Here is a 14,232-nt window from a genome sequence, read left to right as displayed (position 1 = left end):
TGCAGAAAATTCAGGACTAGGCGATGCGACCGGCTTTCGGCGGCATAGACTTCGGCACCTCCAATTCGACCGTCGGCGTTATCGAGAACGGCCGGCCGCGCCTCGTTGCGCTCGAGGGTGAAAACGTCACGCTGCCGTCGGCCATCTTCTTCAACTTCGAAGACAACCAGACCGCCCTTGGCCGCCGCGCCATCGGCGAATACACCGACGGTGCGGAAGGCCGCCTGATGCGCGCACTGAAAAGCGTGCTCGGCTCCTCGCTGGTGCATGAAAAGACCCGCATCAAGGCACGCCAGATCGCCTTCACCGACATCATCGGCATGTTTGTCGGCCACCTCAAGGATCGGCTCGAAGGCCATGTCGGCGAGCCGGTCGAAAACGTCGTGCTCGGCCGCCCGGTGCAGTTCGTCGACGACAATCCCGAGGCCGACGCGGCAGCCCAGAGCGAGCTTGAGAAGGCTGCCCGCGCCCAAGGCTTCAAGCACATAGACTTCCAGTTCGAGCCGATCGCCGCCGCACTCGACTACGAGTGCACGGTGACGCGCGAAGAACTGGCGCTGATCGTCGACATGGGCGGCGGCACGTCGGACTTTTCCATCGTCCGCGTCTCGCCCAAACGGGCTGCCTCCAGCGACCGCAAGGCCGACATCCTGGCCAATCGCGGCGTCCATATCGGCGGTACAGATTTCGACCGCCTGCTGAGCATTGCCCATGTCATGCCCGAGCTCGGCTATCTCACGCCGACCAAGGACGGCAAGCGCAACCTGCCGGCGGGTTATTTCATCGATCTCGCGACCTGGCAGCGCATCAACCTGCTCTACACGCCCAAGGCCAAGCTCGACCTGCGCCAGATCCGCTTCGAGGCTGAGCGCCCCGACCTGATCGACAGGCTGATCGAGGTCGTCGACCAGCGTTTCGGCCATGCCTTGGCGACCAAGGTCGAAAAGGCCAAGATCGAACTGACCGACGCCGACGAAGCAACGATCGAGGTTGCGCTGCCGGGCGCGCGCTTTGATGCATCACTGACCAGGCAAGGGCTGGAAGACACCATTCGCAGCGCGGTCGATCGCGTGACCGCGACGGTCGCCGATACGCTCGAAGAAGCGCAGGTGCGCGCTGAAGACATCACCGCGGTGTTCTTGACCGGTGGCTCGACCGCCATCCCGCTGGCGCGCCAGAGCATCCTGGCGCTGGTGCCGGGCGCCAACATCGTCCAGGGCGACGCCTTCGGCAGCGTGGGCCTGGGCCTTGCGCTCGATGCGCAGCGGAAGTTCGGCTAATCGAAGTGCAACGGCGCTGTAGGTCTCAGGCGCCTGCCTTGTAGAAATCCTCGTCGAGACGCTTTTCCAGTTCGACGAGGTCGGCGGGCACGGGCAAGCCTTGCGCCCGCAATTCGGCCAGCTTCTCGCGCAGGCGCTCGTGCAGTTCGTGCTCGTCTTCGGGCTGGTTGACCATCTCCTGCAAGAGGACCGCAATCTCGGCCTTGATCTGTTCGAATGCCATTGCTTCCTCCTGGGTAAGGGCAGCCGACTATCTCACCTGAGCATGCGCGAGATCAACTGCGCCGTATAGTCGACCATCGGCACGATGCGGGCGTAGTTGAGCCGCGTCGGGCCGATGACGCCGAGCGCGCCGACGACGCGGGCGTCCTTGTCGCGATAGGGCGCGACGACCAGAGATGAGCCCGACAGCGAAAACAGCCGGTTCTCCGAACCGATGAAGATGCGTACGCCCGATCCTTCTTCGGCGAGGTCGAGAAGCTGGATCAGCCCGTCCTGGGTTTCCATGTCCTCGAACAGGTGCTTGAGCAGTTCGATGTCGGCCTGGGCGGTGACGTTTTCGAGCAAATTGGCACGGCCACGCACGATGAGGCGTGCCGGCAGGCCGCTTTCGGCGCCAGCCCAGACGGCAAGGCCCTTTTCGACGAGATCCTGCGACAGCGTGTCGAGGGCTGCCTTGGTCTCGTCCTTGATGCGGGCGATTTCGATCCGGGCCTCGGCAAGGGTGCGGCCACGGATATGGGCGTTGAGGAAGTTGGACGCTTCGTGAAGCTGGGAGACGGTGACGCCGAGCGGCAGTTCGACGACGCGGTTTTCGACATCGCCATTCTGCGACACCAGCACGGCGAGAGCCTTGGTCGGTTCGAGCTGGATGAACTCGATATGCTTGAGGGCGACCTCGTTCTTGGCGGCGAGCACGAGGCCCGCGCCGCGCGACATGCCCGACAGCATCTGGCTCGCCTCGGTCAGCATGTGCTCCAGCGAAGCACCCTCGCCCGAGGCCTTGACCTGTGCCTCGATGGTGCGGCGCTCCTCGTCGGAGAGGTCGCCGAGTTCCATGAAAGCGTCGACGAAAAAGCGCAGGCCCTTTTGGGTCGGCAGGCGGCCGGCGGAGATATGCGGGGCATAGACGAGACCGAGATGCTCCAGGTCGCTCATGACGTTGCGCACGGTTGCCGGCGACAGCGACGAAGGCAGCATGCGCGACAGGTTGCGCGAACCGACCGGCTCGCCGTCCCTGAGGTAGGAATCGACGATGCGCCGGAAGATGTCGCGCGAGCGCATGTCGAGCGATTGCAGCGTGGGATCGGGTACCGCTTTGGTCATCTGCTTCATGGACTCCGTCTAAAATGATATAGACCGCACGGCTGCGAACACAACAGCTCCAGCAGCGGAACCGGTTTTCCTTTGCGCTGGTGCTGCCATGGAGCTACAAGCCGGCAACAATTTTCCGATTTCGCCATAGAAAGTAGCCGTATGCGCCCTTCCAAACGCCAACCCGACGAAATGCGCGCCATCTCCTTCGAGCGCAACGTTTCCAAGCATGCCGAAGGCTCGTGCCTGGTGAAGTTCGGCGACACCCATGTCTTGTGCACCGCGAGCCTTGAAGAAAAGGTGCCGGGCTGGATGCGCAACTCCGGCAAGGGCTGGGTGACGGCCGAATACGGGATGCTGCCGCGCTCGACCGGCGAGCGTATGCGCCGCGAGGCTTCGGCCGGCAAGCAGGGCGGACGCACGCAGGAAATCCAGCGGCTGATCGGCCGCAGCTTGCGCGCTGTCGTCGACATGCAGGCGCTGGGCGAGCGCCAGATCACCGTCGACTGCGACGTGATCCAGGCCGACGGCGGTACTCGCACCGCTTCGATCACCGGCGCGTGGATCGCGCTCTACGACTGCCTGCGCTGGATGGAAGCGCGCCAGATGGTCAGCGTCGACAAGGTGCTGAAAGACCATATCGCGGCGATCTCGTGCGGCATCCATGACGGCCAGCCAGTGATCGACCTCGACTATGTCGAAGACTCCTCGGCCGGCACCGACGCCAATTTCGTCATGACCGGCAAGGGCGGCATCGTCGAGATCCAGGGCACCGCCGAAGGCCTGCCTTTCTCGGAAGAAGAGTTCCTGTCGCTGATGAGCCTTGCCCGCAAGGGCATTACCCGGCTGGTCGACCTGCAGAAGATGGCGGTGGGCTGAGACATTCGCCATGCGGCCCTCGGCGATCCTCGAATCCGCACTCTATGTCACCGACCTTGACGCCGCCGAGGCGTTCTACGGCGAGGTGATGGGGCTGGAGCGGATCGCCAAGGTGCCCGGGCGGCATGTGTTCTTCCGCTGCGGACGAGGCGTGCTGCTCTTGTTCAACGCGGAAGCAACTCGGCAACCACCGAAGCCCGATGCCAGGCTGCCGGTGCCACCACATGGCACGACGGGTCAGGGACATCTGTGCTTTTCGGCGACCGCCGAAGAAGTCGATCAATGGAAGACGCGGCTCGAAGGCGAAGGCATCGCCATCGAAGCCGATTTCGAGTGGCCCTCCCCCGACAAGCAATTGAAGGGCGGCCGCTCCATCTATTTCCGCGATCCATCAGGCAATTCGCTTGAAATCGCCGAGCCGAGAATATGGGGCCTTTGATGCGCAAGCTTGCCGAAAATGAGATCGTGATCGCCAGCCACAATGCCGGCAAGCTGCGCGAATTCGCCGACTTGATGGCGCCGTTCGGCATCGCCGCCAAATCGGCCAAGGAATACGGCCTGCCGGAGCCCGACGAAACCGGCACGACCTTTGAGGAAAACGCCTACATCAAGGCGCTTGCCGCGGCGACCGCGACGGGACTGCCGGCTATGTCGGACGATTCCGGGCTTGTCGTCGACGCGCTCGACGGCGCACCGGGCGTCTACACCGCCAACTGGGCCGAGAGACCCGACGGCACGCGCGACTTCGCCATGGCGATGCAGCGCACCGAAGACGCCATGCAGGAACGCGGCGCAAAGGCTTCCGACCAGCGAACCGGCCGCTTCGTCGCCGTCATCTGCCTGGCCTGGCCGGACGGGCACGCCGAATATTTCCGTGGCGAGGCCGAGGGCAACCTGGTGTGGCCACCGCGCGGCGAAAAGGGCTTTGGCTACGACCCGGTGTTCTTGCCCGATGGCTTCGACAAGACCTTCGGCGAGATGAGCGCCGAGGAAAAGCACGGCTGGAAGCCCGGCCAGGCGGATGCCCTGTCGCACCGGGCGCGGGCCTTCCAGAAATTCGCCCGCGCCATGCTCGGTTCGGCGTAAGGAATGTTATTGCCCTTGGAACACCAGCGCCGCCCCTCATCCGCCCTTCGGGCACCTTCTCTCCGTGAACGGGGAGAAGGAAGAGCGGCGCGGCTGCGGCCAGCCTCCTTCTCCCCGTTCACGGGGAGAAGGTCCCGGCAGGGGGATGAGGGGCGGCGCCAGGCTTCGAGGATCGCGCGATGATGCACGACCGTTCGCCCGGCTTCGGCGTCTATGTGCACTGGCCGTTTTGCGCGGCCAAATGCCCTTACTGCGACTTCAACAGCCATGTCCGCCACCAGCCGGTAGACCAGGAGCGCTTCGCCCGCGCCTTCGCCACCGAGCTTGCGACGATGCGCGCCCGCACCGGTCCGCGCGAGGTGACGAGCGTCTTTTTGGGCGGCGGAACTCCGTCGCTGATGAAACCCGAGACGGTGGGGGCGGTACTCGATGCGATCGCCGCCAACTGGACGATTGCCGGCAATGCCGAGATCACGCTCGAGGCCAACCCCTCGTCGGTGGAGGCAGAACGCTTTCGCGGCTATCGCGCAGCCGGCGTCAACCGGGTGTCGCTCGGCGTGCAGGCGCTGAACGACGCCGATCTGCGCTTTCTTGGCCGGCTCCACAATGTTCCCGAAGCGCTGCATGCCATCGGGCTCGCGCGCGAAATCTTCCCGCGCCTGTCGTTCGACCTGATCTACGCCCGTCCCGGCCAGACACCCGACGCCTGGGCCGCCGAGCTTGAGCAGGCGATCAGCTATGCCGTCGACCACCTGTCGCTGTACCAGCTGACAATCGAGGAAGGCACGCGCTTCTTCCAGCTCTACAACGCCGGCAAGTTCGAGATTCCGGATGGCGAGCACGCTGCGGAGCTGTATGCGATCACCCAAGAGGTGACGGCGGCGCACGGCCTGCCAGCCTACGAGATTTCCAACCACGCCAAGCCGGGCGCCGAGAGCCGCCACAACCTGACCTACTGGCGATACGGCGAATACGTCGGCGTTGGCCCTGGCGCGCATGGCCGCTTTGTCGAAAACGGCACCCGGGTGGTGACGATTGCTGAACGGTTGCCTGAACGCTGGGCCGAACTGGTCGAGGAACGCGGCCACGGCATCACCGGTGGCGAGATGCTCAACCGCTCGGAAGAGGCCGACGAATTCCTGCTGATGGGCCTCAGGCTTGTCGAGGGCATCGACCTCGCGCGCTACGAGGTGCTGTCAGGCAAGTCGCTGTCATCGGCGCGGCTGTCGATCCTGCAGGGCGAGGGCCTGGTGGCGCCGATCGGCAATTCGCGCCTGCGCGCCACGCCCGAAGGCATGATCGTGCTCGACGCGGTGGTTGCCGACCTGGCGCGGTAGCGATCAGGCCGGGCGCTTCATCAAAAACACGTTGAGGCCTTCGACGTCCTCTTCGATCCGCTGCCAGCCCAGCCGCTCGTAGAAGGCAGACTTGGCTGGTTTTGCGCAGAGATAGACGGTGTCGAAGCCTTGGCCGAACGCGGCCTCGGCACCTGCCCGCACCAGCGCCGCGCCGATACCGGATTTTCTGGCGGCTTCATCGACCCAGACCGCCGCGACCCACGGCGAATATTGGGGCCGTGATTCAAGATCGTTGTCGATCAGATGCGCCGTGCCGAGGAAGCTGTCGCCATCATGGGCGACGAGCGCCCGCGGGCCGGTCGAGGCAAAATTCTCGTCCACAAGGCCCCTGATGAAAGCGAGTTCGTGGCCGTCGTCACGCCACCACGCATTCCAGATGCGGTCGGCGACATCGGCGGCGAATTCCGGCCTGTCGCGAAGATCGGAGATGGAATACGTCTTGTGCGTCATGGTGCCTGCTGCCTATTCGGGACTTTCGAAGAGGCGGCGACTGGTACAAGGCGCATGAGCAAATATCCAGCGGCCAACAGATCATAATCACGGAGCCAGACATGACCTACGAAACCTGGCAATTCTGGGCGATACTTTCCGCTGTTTTCGCAGCACTTACGGCGATCTTCGCCAAGGTCGGCATCGAAAACATCAATTCCGACTTCGCCACGCTGATTCGTACGGTGGTGATCCTTCTAGTGCTCGGCGCGATCATCGCCGCCACCGGCCAGTTCCAGCCGCTGGGCGAAATCTCGCGCAAGACCTATCTGTTTCTGGTGCTCTCGGGGCTCGCCACGGGAGCGTCGTGGCTGTGCTACTTCCGCGCGCTGAAGCTCGGAAACGCGGCGCAGGTGGCGCCGATCGACAAGCTAAGCGTCGTTCTTGTTGCGGTGTTTGGCGTCATTTTCCTTGGCGAGCGACTTAGCACGGCGAACTGGCTCGGCGTCGCGCTGATCGCGGCGGGAGCGGTGCTGGTCGCCTACAAGGCGTGAGGGTGGTGCCGCCTTGGTGGCTGCGTCAAGGCGGGAGATGAAGGCGTCGAAGCGATGGGACATGGCCAGTACGATTGCCTCTGTTTACGAATCGCTGTGTTTCCGATCCGCGGCGGCGATTTGTTTCCCGCACTGTGGCAAAGCCAAGGCAAAAGCGATCACATCCTTTTGCATGTGCTTCGGCGCCATGCCAATGAAAGGCTGAAAGAGAGGCGGCGTGCAGAACAACGAAAACAAGCGGGTCTATGTCATCGGCCAGACCGAAATCGCGGCGCGGCCGCTGACGCCCGCGCTCTATCTGGTGGCGACGCCGATCGGCAATCTGGGTGATATCACGCTCAGGGCGCTCGAAACGCTGGCTGCGGCCGACCATGTCGCCTGCGAGGATACGAGGGTGACGCGCGTCCTCCTCGACCGCTACGGCATCCGCCAGCGGCCGACCGCCTATCATGAGCACAATGCCAGCGAAGCCGGGCCACGGCTGATCGAGGCGTTGGAGAACGGCCGCAGCGTGGCACTGGTTTCGGACGCCGGAACGCCGCTGGTTTCCGACCCCGGCTTTCGCCTTGTCGGGCAGGCACAGGAGCGCGGCATCCGCGTCGTGCCGATTCCCGGTGCCTCGGCGGTGCTTGCCGCACTTACCGCCTCGGGCCTGCCGTCGGATGCGTTTTTCTTCGCCGGCTTCCTGCCGGTGAAGGACGGCCAGAAGCGGACGCGCCTTGAGGAAGTGAAGGCCGTGCCGGGTACGCTGATCTTTTTCGAATCGCCGCGCCGGCTGGCCGATACGCTCGCGGCCATGGCCGACGTGCTCGGGATCAGGCAGGCGGCGATCGGCCGCGAACTGACCAAGGCGTTCGAGGAAATCCGCACCGGCACGCTGGCTGAGCTCGCCGCGCATTATGCCGAGGCGGACACGCCCAAGGGCGAGATCGTCATCTGCGTGGCGCCGCCCGAGGAGCGGGCCGAGACGGCCGAGGATGTCGACAAGCTCTTGCTTTCGCTGGCCAAGGAGATGCCGGCATCGAAGGCGGCAGCGGAAGCAGCGCGCATGACCGGCGGGCAAAAGCCAGCTCTCTATCGCCGCCTGCTGGAACTGCGCGAAGGGTCGGATGACTGACCGCCTTGGCCGCCAGAAAGCACAGCGCCTCGGACATCGCGGCGAGTGGCTGGCGGCATTGGCGCTGATGCTCAAGGGTTTTCGCATCGTTGCCCGGCGCTACAAGACCAAGCTCGGCGAGATCGACCTGATCGCCCGGCGCGGCGACCTGGTGCTGATCGTCGAGGTGAAGGCGCGGAAAACACTTGTTGAGGCGATGGAGGCGGTGGCCCATGGCTCCGAGCGGCGCATCGAGGGCGCCGCCGACCTATGGCTCGCCCGCCAGCCCGACTATGGCCGGCTGTCGGTACGCTTCGACATGGTGGCGGTGCTGCCGTGGCGCTGGCCGGTGCATGTCGAGAACGCGTTTTACGGGCGGAATTGAGCTCGATCCCGCGCATCGCGCATGCCGAAAAACGGTTCTGATTGCATAGCAGATGCGGCGAGGCCTTTACGCTCGGCGCCAATGCCCTTAACAGGCCTCGCAAAGCTCGCGATGCGGGAAATGAAGGTTCGCGCCGGAAGGCGCCTGAGTTACTGGAGATGGCCATGTCCCTTCCCGACCGCCTGAGCAACGACCCGCGCAGCCCGTTTTTCAACGCCGAGGCGCTGCAGGCGGGCGTCGGCATCCTGTTCAACGGCAAGGAGCGCCAGGACGTGAGCGAGTATTGCGTCAGCGAAGGCTGGATCCGCGTGCCGGCCGGCAAGTCCAAGGACCGCTACGGCGAGCCGATCACCATCAAGCTCAAGGGCACTGTCGAGCCGTTCCCGAAGCCGTGATAGCGGCTTGCCGCCAGGCGTAGGCGGTAAGCACCCCCACTCCGGTTCGCTGCGCGAACCATCTCTCCCCCTGCCCGGGGAGAGGAAGCACCAGTCATTGCGGCCGCTGCCCCACGATCAGCCGGCATGCGCGCGAACACGACCCGACGTGTACTTGTCAGCCGGTGATATCGAAGCCTGCGGCCACGCCGGACGGATCGGCCGGCTCCGGTACGATGCTCCTGACTTCGGCGCCCGGCGGCCCCTGCCAGAACGCTTCCAGCATCGACGCGACCGCTTCTTCCGGGCCTGAAATCAGGGCGGTGACGGAACCGTCGCGCTCATTGCGGACCCAGCCATTCAGGCCGAGACGCCTTGCCTCGCGCTGCGTCCAGACGCGGAAGCTGACGCCTTGGACGTGGCCTGATATGCGGACGAGAACGGCTTTCTGGTCGTCTGGCATGAGGCCTCCTACCGCGAGGATTCCCCTCCCCCTTGTGGGGAGGGGTTAGGGATGGGGGTGCCCCAAGCGTCGTCGCCCCTCGATTTACCCCCACCCTTTATCCCTCCCCACAAGGGGGAGGGAGGCGTCGGCGTGGCGCTTGCCCCATCCTTCGACAGGCTCAGGACGCTTGCCCCATCCTTCGACAGGCTCAGGATGAGGCCGCCTAACGTCTCGTTACCCGCATCGGCAGGCCACCCTGCGGCTGAGTGGTCAGTTTCTGCACCGGCCATGGTCTGGTTTCGGCGGTGGTGTCGAGGCGGAAGCGGGAGAGCAGGATGGCGAGCGCGATGATCGCTTCCTGCATGGCGAAGCTCATGCCGATGCAGACACGCGGGCCAGCCCCGAACGGCAGGTACTGGTAGCGGTCGATCCTGTCGCGGTTTTCGGGATGGAAACGCTCGGGCATGAAGGCGTCGGGCCTGTCCCAGAGCTTGCGGTGGCGGTGCACCGTCCAGGGCATGACCAGCACCTGCGCCTTGCGCGGAATCTTGAAGCCCTTGTATTCGTCCTCGACGATCGGCTCGCGGTTGATCGAGGGCGCCGGCGGATAGAGGCGGAGCGCCTCTTCGAAGGCGGCGCGGGTATAGGGCATGGCGTCGAGCCACTTGACCGGGTCGGGCTCGCGCGCAAGCACACCATCGATCTCCTGCTCGACGCGGTCACGCTCCCAGGTCGCCTCGGCAAGGCAGTAGATGGTCCAGCCGAGCGCACGTGCGGTGGTCTCGTGGCCAGCGCCGATGAAGGTGATGATGTTGTCTTCGATCTCCTGGCGCGACAGCCCGTCGGGGCCTTCCGCGCGCAAAAGCAGGGTCAGGAAATCCTCCGGCGCGCTGTCGGCGTCACGCGCGAGCTTCTCGCTGCGCATCGCCACCGTATCGGTGACGATCTTGCGGAAATAGGCCATGGTCTTGCGGCCGCGCAGGCGCGTCAATCGCGGCAGCCACTCCGGCGCCCGCAAAAAGTCGAACGGGTCGACGCGGCCCATGGTCTCGAAAAGACGGTCGATCTCATGGGCAAAGCTGCCCGGCTCGCCTGAAATCTCGCCCGAAAACAGCGTCTCGGCCAGAATATCGTAGGTCAGCATGGTCATGTCGTGGGCGACGTCGACCGGGTCGGAGACGTCGTCGTAACGTTTGACGAAGTCGAGCGTGCAGGCAAGCATCGGCCTGGCGAAACCGAAGATGTGGCGCGGCGTGAAGACCGGCGCCATGGCCTTGCGCGAGCGCTTCCAGACATCGCCCTCGGCGGTCAGGAGCCCATCGCGCAGGATCGGGCGCAGGATCATCTGGCGGACCGTCGCCATCTTGTAGTTCCTGGCATTGTCGACCAGGACGTGGCGGATGAGGCCGGGATCGTTGGCGATGACCAAGGGGCCGCCAATGCCCGTGACCGAAATCCATGGCTCGTTGTAGGAAGGCTCGCCCCACAGCTCGAGCGGGTTGCGGTAGACGATCCGCATCATCTCCAGTGTCGAGGGCGGCGTGGCTCGCGGTGTCGGCGCCGGGGGAACGAAGGGTTCTGGTCTGGTATCCATCAAATGCTCTGCCTCACAGGCGCAATGTAGGCGCAGGGGATGCAGGCGTCCATGCGGCCGACATGCCGAGGTAACCCGGATGTGATTGGGTTACCGGAAAGTGCCTTCTTGCCACTGGAGGGTTCCGGCGACTATGTCCCCGACAGTTACCATTGTATACCTTGCACCAAGGACTGAAAATCTTGAAACACCAGCTCAACATCGTCGTCGCCAGCACCCGGCCTGGCCGCGTCGGCCCCGTTTTCGCGCGCTGGCTCGAAGCCTATGCGCGCGAGCACGGCAAGTTCGAACCCGTGATCACCGATATCGACGCCTTCGGCCTGCCGATCTTCGACGAACCCAAGCACCCGCGCCTGGGCCAATACGAAAACGAGCACACCAAGCAGTGGTCGGAAGCGATCAATCCCGCCGACGCCTTCGTGTTCGTGACGCCCGAATACAACTACTTCGCGGCGCCCGCGCTGGTGAACGCCATCGACTATCTCTCCCGCGAATGGAACTACAAGCCAGCCGGCTTCCTGAGCTATGGCGGCGTTTCGGCCGGCCTGCGCGCCGTGCAGTCGGAAAAGATGCTGCTGACCACCGTCAAGATCATGCCGATCCCCGAGGCAATCGCGATCCCGGCCTTCACCCAGCATCTCGACGAGAACGGCGAGTTCAAGTCGAACGCACTGATCGACGACAGCGCCAAGGTAATGCTCGACGAGCTGTTCCGCTGGAGCGTGGCGCTGAAGCCCCTGCGGGCTGCATGAACGATTGCCACCCGGGCCAAACCCCGGGGCAACGGCATTATCTTTGCCAGAAATCAACGGATTCACGTGCAACCTATCGCTGGTGGCAGCGTTAGGCCAACGACCGGGAAACAGGGAATACGCGTGTAAGAGTGACATGACGAACTGCAACATCATGGTTGTCGAAGACGAGATTTTCGTTGCCACCGAAATCGAAAGCATGATCGAAGAGCTCGGGCACCGTCCGGTCGGCATCGCCATGGATTCGACGAGCGCACTCGACTTGGCGCAGCATGCCGAAGTGGCGCTCGTTGACCTCAATCTCCGGGACGGACCCACCGGACCTTTGCTGGGCAGAATTCTGGCCGAGAAATTCGGCGTGACGGTCCTGTTCATGACTGCCAATCCATCGCAACTCGGCGACGGCGTTCCCGGCACGATCGGAGTGCTACCCAAGCCGGTGATTGACGATGAATTGCGCCAAGCGGTGCGATACGCGGTTGCACGCCGCCACCGTTTGCCCGCCGAACCGCCAGCGCGGCTGAAGCTGTTTGCGGCTGATAATTCCAACGATCCCGAAGACGGTCTCGAGGCGAGAGCCTGACGGAGCCAATTGATGATGCAAGGGCGCTCAGGCCTATGCCGTACGCCCTTGGTCGCCCAAAACTAGCGGCGAAGCGTCGTTGAGCGGTCCAACTGGCAGGCCGGCACGACGATCTCGACCTCGAGGCCGTCGCGGAGCCAGCGGCGCTCAAGCCTACCGCCAAGCTGCCCCTGGACACTGAGCGTGATCAGGCGGCTGCCGAATCCTTCGCCAGGGGGCGGACCCGACACCGGTGCACCGCCCGTTTCCCTCCAGACGATGTGAAACTGATCGCCGGCGCGAGCGGCGTCGATGACCACGCGGCCATCGGCCTCGGCCAGCGCACCGTATTTCGCCGCATTGGTGGCAAGCTCATGAAACAGCAGCGCCAGCGGGGTCGCGGCACCATCGTCGATTGTGGCGTCGTCGCCATTGAATGCGAAGCGGCCGGGCACTTCGCCAACATGCGGCGCGAGCAACAGCTCAACCAGCGCCCGCAGCGACGACTGATTGCCTTGCGGCCGCGACGCCTGACTGTGCGGACGCACGAAATCATGTGCTTTTCCCATGGCGCTGATGCGCTGCCGGAGCTCATCAGCCAGCGGCTTGATGTCGGGATACGAGCGTGCCGAAAGGCTGATGATGCCGTTGAGCACGGAAAAAATGTTCTTGATGCGATGGCTGAGCTCATGCGCGACAACCTCGCGCTCCTCCGCAACCAGCTTGGTTTCGTGAATGTCGGTGCAGGTGCCAAACCAGCGGATGATCTCCCCGGCCTCGTTGCGGATGGGCAGTGCACGGCCAAGCGTCCAGCGATATTCGCCGCTGGCGTGGCGCAGGCGATATTCGATCTGGTAAGGCTCGCCGGTCGCCAGCGAATGGCGCCACAGCTCCCAGGCACGGTCCTGGTCGTCTGGATGAAACATGCCGTTCCAGGCCTCGCCATCGGTCGAGCCCTGTGGAACGCCTGTGAATTCGTACCAGCGGGCGTTGTAGTAGTCGTGGTGGCCGTCGGGCCGCGTCGACCAGACCATCTGCGGCATTGTGTCGGCAAGCGTACGGAAGCCGGCCTCGCTGGCCGCCAACGCGGCCTCGACCGCCTTGCGCTCTGTGATGTCGATGACAACGCCCGGCAGGCGCGGATTGCCGCCGAGGGCATTGCCAAAGAACCTGCCGGTTGCGAGAACCCAGCGGATACCGCCGTCGCCATCAATGAGACGATACTCGGTTCGAAGACCGCCACGGGTGGCGATCGCCTCTTCCGTCTTGCGCAGGACCAAATCGCGATCGGCGGGATGGACGCGCCGCAAGAAGGTGTCGTCCGAAATGCCCTGTTCGGCGTCCGCAACCTCGACGCCGAACATTTCGGCGAAACGCGCATCAGCAGTTACCAGTCTGCTGGTCACGTCGAGTTCCCAGGTGCCAACGATGCCCGACGCCTCCAGCGCCAGCGACAGGCGTTCCTCGCTACGGGCAAGTGCTCTTTCCGCCCGCACGCGCTTTGTGGTTTCCGACAGGAGGGCAAGCGCGCCGACAGCTTCGCCATCGTCGTCGAGCAGCGGGCTGTAGTCGAGTTCAAGCCAGACGCGCTCGGGCCTGCCATTGCGCAGAAGCACCAACTCCTGGTCCTCGAAGGTCAACGTCTCCCCAGAAAAGACGCGCTCCATGACGACATGGTTGAACTCCGCGACTTCGGGCCAGCTGTCGAACACCGACGTACCCAGGCAGTCCGGGTGCCGGCCGCCGGCAATATCGCGATAGGCGTCGTTGTAGATCATCACGCCCTTGCGGCCGATGAGCAGGCACATCGGCATGGCCGAAGCCAGCATGATGCGGATCGTCATGCGCACCACCGCCGGCCAGGAAGCGATAGGGCCGATCGATGTCGACGACCAGTCGAGCGCCTCGATAAGCCCCGCCAATTCGCCCGAAACGATCGGATTTGAAACTTTGTCGCTGGCCTTCAATGGTCTTGTGGTGGGCATGGGTGCGTATGTTCTCGGCTCAAATCCGTTGCGGCAAGTGTCTGCCAGTAAAAATCGGCCCCGCAGCGTGAAACGGAAGCGGCGCTCATAGTATTGACCAGCAGGAATGCGCCAAAGCGGAATTCGTTCCGAACCCGTG

The 14,232-nt window shown here is 64.1% G+C and carries 17 protein-coding genes; 11 read left to right on the top strand and 6 right to left on the bottom strand.

Going from position 1 to position 14,232, the window contains the following annotated elements; translation table 11 throughout:
- Positions 1-23: 23 nt before the first annotated feature.
- On the top strand, positions 24-1,280 hold the full coding sequence (locus C8K44_RS11600) for an Hsp70 family protein (protein ID WP_109575940.1): 1,257 nt from the start codon (positions 24-26) through the stop codon (positions 1,278-1,280).
- A 25-nt stretch (positions 1,281-1,305) separates the two neighbouring features.
- Here the strand turns inward: C8K44_RS11600 and C8K44_RS11595 are convergent, their stop codons facing one another.
- Both C8K44_RS11595 and hrcA read right to left on the bottom strand, forming a co-directional pair.
- Positions 1,306-1,503, bottom strand: coding sequence for a hypothetical protein (locus tag C8K44_RS11595; protein ID WP_109575939.1), 198 nt, complete (start codon positions 1,501-1,503; stop codon positions 1,306-1,308).
- A gap of 32 nt (positions 1,504-1,535) precedes the next feature.
- Positions 1,536-2,606, bottom strand: a complete 1,071-nt coding sequence (gene hrcA, locus C8K44_RS11590) for a heat-inducible transcriptional repressor HrcA (RefSeq protein ID WP_109575994.1) — start codon at positions 2,604-2,606, stop codon at positions 1,536-1,538.
- A gap of 150 nt (positions 2,607-2,756) precedes the next feature.
- On the opposite strand from hrcA, the gene rph reads away from it, so the two are divergent.
- From rph to hemW, 4 genes are all read left to right on the top strand, one after another.
- Complete coding sequence (rph, locus tag C8K44_RS11585) at positions 2,757-3,473, top strand: ribonuclease PH (RefSeq protein WP_109575938.1); 717 nt, start codon at positions 2,757-2,759, stop codon at positions 3,471-3,473.
- 10 nt (positions 3,474-3,483) lie between these two features.
- The gene (locus C8K44_RS11580; RefSeq protein WP_109575937.1) at positions 3,484-3,912 is read left to right on the top strand and encodes a VOC family protein; all 429 of its coding nucleotides are present in this window, start codon (positions 3,484-3,486) and stop codon (positions 3,910-3,912) included.
- Entirely contained in the window at positions 3,912-4,559 is a 648-nt protein-coding gene (gene rdgB, locus C8K44_RS11575) for an RdgB/HAM1 family non-canonical purine NTP pyrophosphatase (RefSeq protein ID WP_109575936.1), read from the top strand. Before C8K44_RS11580 ends, rdgB begins: the two co-directional genes overlap by 1 nt.
- A gap of 182 nt (positions 4,560-4,741) precedes the next feature.
- Positions 4,742-5,896 carry a radical SAM family heme chaperone HemW gene (gene hemW / locus C8K44_RS11570; protein WP_109575993.1) on the top strand — a complete coding sequence of 385 codons (1,155 nt, stop codon included), beginning with the start codon at positions 4,742-4,744 and terminating at the stop codon, positions 5,894-5,896.
- 3 nt (positions 5,897-5,899) lie between these two features.
- Here hemW and C8K44_RS11565 read toward each other — a convergent pair whose 3' ends face one another.
- Positions 5,900-6,367 carry a GNAT family N-acetyltransferase gene (locus C8K44_RS11565; RefSeq protein WP_109575935.1) on the bottom strand — a complete coding sequence of 156 codons (468 nt, stop codon included), beginning with the start codon at positions 6,365-6,367 and terminating at the stop codon, positions 5,900-5,902.
- Positions 6,368-6,468: 101 nt separating this feature from the next.
- Here C8K44_RS11565 and C8K44_RS11560 point away from each other — a divergent pair, with 101 nt between their 5' ends.
- The 4 genes from C8K44_RS11560 to C8K44_RS11545 all read left to right on the top strand — a co-directional run bounded on the left by C8K44_RS11560 (position 6,469) and on the right by C8K44_RS11545 (position 8,776).
- Positions 6,469-6,900, top strand: a complete 432-nt coding sequence (locus C8K44_RS11560) for an EamA family transporter (protein ID WP_109575934.1) — start codon at positions 6,469-6,471, stop codon at positions 6,898-6,900.
- A gap of 217 nt (positions 6,901-7,117) precedes the next feature.
- Entirely contained in the window at positions 7,118-8,017 is a 900-nt protein-coding gene (rsmI, locus tag C8K44_RS11555) for a 16S rRNA (cytidine(1402)-2'-O)-methyltransferase (protein WP_109575933.1), read from the top strand.
- Positions 8,010-8,381, top strand: a complete 372-nt coding sequence (locus C8K44_RS11550; protein WP_109575932.1) for a YraN family protein — start codon at positions 8,010-8,012, stop codon at positions 8,379-8,381. Before rsmI ends, C8K44_RS11550 begins: the two co-directional genes overlap by 8 nt.
- Positions 8,382-8,545: 164 nt before the next feature.
- Positions 8,546-8,776 carry a DUF3297 family protein gene (locus C8K44_RS11545; RefSeq protein ID WP_109575992.1) on the top strand — a complete coding sequence of 77 codons (231 nt, stop codon included), beginning with the start codon at positions 8,546-8,548 and terminating at the stop codon, positions 8,774-8,776.
- 157 nt (positions 8,777-8,933) lie between these two features.
- On the opposite strand, the gene C8K44_RS11540 is transcribed toward C8K44_RS11545, so the two are convergent.
- Both C8K44_RS11540 and C8K44_RS11535 read right to left on the bottom strand, forming a co-directional pair.
- Positions 8,934-9,218, bottom strand: coding sequence for an acylphosphatase (locus C8K44_RS11540; RefSeq protein WP_109575931.1), 285 nt, complete (start codon positions 9,216-9,218; stop codon positions 8,934-8,936).
- Positions 9,219-9,423: 205 nt separating this feature from the next.
- Positions 9,424-10,794, bottom strand: a complete 1,371-nt coding sequence (locus C8K44_RS11535; protein WP_109575930.1) for a cytochrome P450 — start codon at positions 10,792-10,794, stop codon at positions 9,424-9,426.
- Between the two features lie 182 nt (positions 10,795-10,976).
- On the opposite strand from C8K44_RS11535, the gene C8K44_RS11530 reads away from it, so the two are divergent.
- Positions 10,977-11,546, top strand: coding sequence for an NADPH-dependent FMN reductase (locus C8K44_RS11530; RefSeq protein WP_109575929.1), 570 nt, complete (start codon positions 10,977-10,979; stop codon positions 11,544-11,546).
- A 136-nt stretch (positions 11,547-11,682) separates the two neighbouring features.
- Positions 11,683-12,129 carry a response regulator gene (locus C8K44_RS11525; RefSeq protein ID WP_109575928.1) on the top strand — a complete coding sequence of 149 codons (447 nt, stop codon included), beginning with the start codon at positions 11,683-11,685 and terminating at the stop codon, positions 12,127-12,129.
- A gap of 62 nt (positions 12,130-12,191) precedes the next feature.
- On the opposite strand, the gene C8K44_RS11520 is transcribed toward C8K44_RS11525, so the two are convergent.
- Positions 12,192-14,093: a PAS domain-containing protein gene (locus C8K44_RS11520; protein WP_109575927.1), complete on the bottom strand. Its 1,902-nt coding sequence runs from the start codon at positions 14,091-14,093 to the stop codon at positions 12,192-12,194.
- Positions 14,094-14,232: the final 139 nt, after the last annotated feature.

This window comes from Aminobacter sp. AP02 (assembly GCF_003148805.1).
In the GTDB taxonomy this organism is placed as follows: Bacteria; Pseudomonadota; Alphaproteobacteria; order Rhizobiales; family Rhizobiaceae; genus Aminobacter.
Note: the sequence above shows the minus strand (reverse complement) of the source record. Positions and strands in the feature narration are given on the sequence as shown.

What these genes read in the sequence shown, in the direction of transcription:
- C8K44_RS11600 (WP_109575940.1), top strand. Translation starts at nt 24, where the DNA reads ATGCGACCGGCTTTCGGCGGCATAGACTTCGGCACCTCCAATTCGACC.
- C8K44_RS11595 (WP_109575939.1), bottom strand. Translation starts at nt 1,503, where the DNA reads ATGGCATTCGAACAGATCAAGGCCGAGATTGCGGTCCTCTTGCAGGAG.
- hrcA (WP_109575994.1), bottom strand. Translation starts at nt 2,606, where the DNA reads ATGACCAAAGCGGTACCCGATCCCACGCTGCAATCGCTCGACATGCGC.
- rph (WP_109575938.1), top strand. Translation starts at nt 2,757, where the DNA reads ATGCGCCCTTCCAAACGCCAACCCGACGAAATGCGCGCCATCTCCTTC.
- C8K44_RS11580 (WP_109575937.1), top strand. Translation starts at nt 3,484, where the DNA reads ATGCGGCCCTCGGCGATCCTCGAATCCGCACTCTATGTCACCGACCTT.
- rdgB (WP_109575936.1), top strand. Translation starts at nt 3,912, where the DNA reads ATGCGCAAGCTTGCCGAAAATGAGATCGTGATCGCCAGCCACAATGCC.
- hemW (WP_109575993.1), top strand. Translation starts at nt 4,742, where the DNA reads ATGCACGACCGTTCGCCCGGCTTCGGCGTCTATGTGCACTGGCCGTTT.
- C8K44_RS11565 (WP_109575935.1), bottom strand. Translation starts at nt 6,367, where the DNA reads ATGACGCACAAGACGTATTCCATCTCCGATCTTCGCGACAGGCCGGAA.
- C8K44_RS11560 (WP_109575934.1), top strand. Translation starts at nt 6,469, where the DNA reads ATGACCTACGAAACCTGGCAATTCTGGGCGATACTTTCCGCTGTTTTC.
- C8K44_RS11550 (WP_109575932.1), top strand. Translation starts at nt 8,010, where the DNA reads ATGACTGACCGCCTTGGCCGCCAGAAAGCACAGCGCCTCGGACATCGC.
- C8K44_RS11545 (WP_109575992.1), top strand. Translation starts at nt 8,546, where the DNA reads ATGTCCCTTCCCGACCGCCTGAGCAACGACCCGCGCAGCCCGTTTTTC.
- C8K44_RS11540 (WP_109575931.1), bottom strand. Translation starts at nt 9,218, where the DNA reads ATGCCAGACGACCAGAAAGCCGTTCTCGTCCGCATATCAGGCCACGTC.
- C8K44_RS11535 (WP_109575930.1), bottom strand. Translation starts at nt 10,794, where the DNA reads ATGGATACCAGACCAGAACCCTTCGTTCCCCCGGCGCCGACACCGCGA.
- C8K44_RS11525 (WP_109575928.1), top strand. Translation starts at nt 11,683, where the DNA reads ATGACGAACTGCAACATCATGGTTGTCGAAGACGAGATTTTCGTTGCC.
- C8K44_RS11520 (WP_109575927.1), bottom strand. Translation starts at nt 14,093, where the DNA reads ATGCCCACCACAAGACCATTGAAGGCCAGCGACAAAGTTTCAAATCCG.